This window comes from Pseudomonas sp. I8001 (assembly GCF_013385345.1).
GTDB lineage: Bacteria > Pseudomonadota > Gammaproteobacteria > Pseudomonadales > Pseudomonadaceae > Aquipseudomonas.
The window spans coordinates 2,116-5,451 of sequence record NZ_JACAQC010000072.1 but is presented as its reverse complement, the minus strand read 5'-3'; the positions used below and the strand labels follow the sequence as shown (position 1 = coordinate 5,451).

Annotated in this window: 2 rRNA genes; both read right to left on the bottom strand. The window is 50.9% G+C overall.

From position 1 onward, the window contains the following. Positions 1-2: 2 nt before the first annotated feature. Positions 3-118 (bottom strand): 5S ribosomal RNA (gene rrf / locus HX839_RS31420). Between the two features lie 150 nt (positions 119-268). After that, positions 269-3,162 (bottom strand): 23S ribosomal RNA (locus tag HX839_RS31415). Between the last annotated feature and the right edge of the window lie 174 nt (positions 3,163-3,336).

Sequence of the window (3,336 nt, the reverse complement as noted above, 5' to 3'; positions counted from 1 at the left end):
AATCTTGACGATGACCTACTCTCACATGGGGAAACCCCACACTACCATCGGCGATGCATCGTTTCACTGCTGAGTTCGGGATGGGATCAGGTGGTTCCAATGCTCTATGGTCGTCAAGAAATTCGGGTACTGAGTCGTGGCCAGTTGGCCTCGCTTCAGCAAATTGGGTATGTGATAGCTAGGTGTTTGCAAGATCTCGAACTTTCGGTTCGTTTCGTCTTCACACACCGCAATCTGGTCTCTTCGACGCAAATTGCTTGGGTGTTATATGGTCAAGCCTCACGGGCAATTAGTATTGGTTAGCTCAACGCCTCACAGCGCTTACACACCCAACCTATCAACGTCGTAGTCTTCGACGGCCCTTCAGGGAACTCAAGGTTCCAGTGAGATCTCATCTTGAGGCTAGTTTCCCGCTTAGATGCTTTCAGCGGTTATCTATTCCGAACATAGCTACCCGGCAATGCCACTGGCGTGACAACCGGAACACCAGAGGTTCGTCCACTCCGGTCCTCTCGTACTAGGAGCAGCCCCTCTCAAATCTCAAACGTCCACGGCAGATAGGGACCGAACTGTCTCACGACGTTCTAAACCCAGCTCGCGTACCACTTTAAATGGCGAACAGCCATACCCTTGGGACCGGCTTCAGCCCCAGGATGTGATGAGCCGACATCGAGGTGCCAAACACCGCCGTCGATATGAACTCTTGGGCGGTATCAGCCTGTTATCCCCGGAGTACCTTTTATCCGTTGAGCGATGGCCCTTCCATACAGAACCACCGGATCACTAAGACCTACTTTCGTACCTGCTCGACGTGTCTGTCTCGCAGTCAAGCGCGCTTTTGCCTTTATACTCTACGACCGATTTCCGACCGGTCTGAGCGCACCTTCGTACTCCTCCGTTACTCTTTAGGAGGAGACCGCCCCAGTCAAACTACCCACCATACACTGTCCTCGATCCGGATAACGGACCTGAGTTAGAACCTCAAAGTTGCCAGGGTGGTATTTCAAGGTTGGCTCCACGCGAACTGGCGTCCACGCTTCAAAGCCTCCCACCTATCCTACACAAGCAAATTCAAAGTCCAGTGCAAAGCTATAGTAAAGGTTCACGGGGTCTTTCCGTCTAGCCGCGGATACACTGCATCTTCACAGCGATTTCAATTTCACTGAGTCTCGGGTGGAGACAGCGCCGCCATCGTTACGCCATTCGTGCAGGTCGGAACTTACCCGACAAGGAATTTCGCTACCTTAGGACCGTTATAGTTACGGCCGCCGTTTACCGGGGCTTCGATCAAGAGCTTCGCGTTAGCTAACCCCATCAATTAACCTTCCGGCACCGGGCAGGCGTCACACCCTATACGTCCACTTTCGTGTTTGCAGAGTGCTGTGTTTTTAATAAACAGTCGCAGCGGCCTGGTATCTTCGACCGGCATGAGCTTACGGAGCAAGTCCTTCACCCTCACCGGCGCACCTTCTCCCGAAGTTACGGTGCCATTTTGCCTAGTTCCTTCACCCGAGTTCTCTCAAGCGCCTTGGTATTCTCTACCCAACCACCTGTGTCGGTTTGGGGTACGGTTCCTGGTTACCTGAAGCTTAGAAGCTTTTCTTGGAAGCATGGCATCAACCACTTCGTCATCTAAAAGATGACTCGTCATCAGCTCTCGGCCTTAGAATCCCGGATTTACCTAAGATTCCAGCCTACCACCTTAAACTTGGACAACCAACGCCAAGCTGGCCTAGCCTTCTCCGTCCCTCCATCGCAATAACCAGAAGTACAGGAATATTAACCTGTTTTCCATCGACTACGCTTTTCAGCCTCGCCTTAGGGACCGACTAACCCTGCGTCGATTAACGTTGCGCAGGAAACCTTGGTCTTTCGGCGTGGGTGTTTTTCACACCCATTATCGTTACTCATGTCAGCATTCGCACTTCTGATACCTCCAGCAAGCTTCTCAACTCACCTTCACAGGCTTACAGAACGCTCCTCTACCGCATCACCCGAAGGTGATACCCGTAGCTTCGGTGTATGGTTTGAGCCCCGTTACATCTTCCGCGCAGGCCGACTCGACTAGTGAGCTATTACGCTTTCTTTAAAGGGTGGCTGCTTCTAAGCCAACCTCCTAGCTGTCTAAGCCTTCCCACATCGTTTCCCACTTAACCATAACTTTGGGACCTTAGCTGACGGTCTGGGTTGTTTCCCTTTTCACGACGGACGTTAGCACCCGCCGTGTGTCTCCCATGCTCGGCACTTGTAGGTATTCGGAGTTTGCATCGGTTTGGTAAGTCGGGATGACCCCCTAGCCGAAACAGTGCTCTACCCCCTACAGTGATACATGAGGCGCTACCTAAATAGCTTTCGAGGAGAACCAGCTATCTCCGAGCTTGATTAGCCTTTCACTCCGATCCACAGGTCATCCGCTAACTTTTCAACGGTAGTCGGTTCGGTCCTCCAGTTAGTGTTACCCAACCTTCAACCTGCCCATGGATAGATCGCCCGGTTTCGGGTCTATTCCCAGCGACTAGACGCCCTATTAAGACTCGCTTTCGCTACGCCTCCCCTATTCGGTTAAGCTCGCCACTGAAAATAAGTCGCTGACCCATTATACAAAAGGTACGCAGTCACAGAACAAAGTCTGCTCCCACTGCTTGTACGCATACGGTTTCAGGATCTATTTCACTCCCCTCTCCGGGGTTCTTTTCGCCTTTCCCTCACGGTACTAGTTCACTATCGGTCAGTCAGTAGTATTTAGCCTTGGAGGATGGTCCCCCCATATTCAGACAAAGTTTCTCGTGCTCCGTCCTACTCGATTTCATGACTAAGAGATTTTCGCGTACAGGGCTATCACCCACTATGGCCGCACTTTCCAGAGCGTTCCGCTAATCTCAAAGCCACTTAAGGGCTAGTCCCCGTTCGCTCGCCACTACTAAGGGAATCTCGGTTGATTTCTTTTCCTCAGGGTACTTAGATGTTTCAGTTCCCCTGGTTCGCTCCATACACCTATGTATTCAGTGTAAGGTAACCATCTTATGATGGCTGGGTTCCCCCATTCAGACATCTCCGGATCAAAGTCTGTTTGCCGACTCCCCGAAGCTTTTCGCAGGCTACCACGTCTTTCATCGCCTCTGACTGCCAAGGCATCCACCGTATGCGCTTCTTCACTTGACCATATAACCCCAAGCAATCTGGTTATACTGTGAAGACGACATTCGCCGAAAATTCGCAATTACTTACAAATTTTACCTTAGCCTGATCCGTTACCAGTGAAAGTAACGTTCAGTCTATCTTTCTATCACATACCCAAATTTTTAAAGAACGATCTAATCAAAGACTAGAAATCAA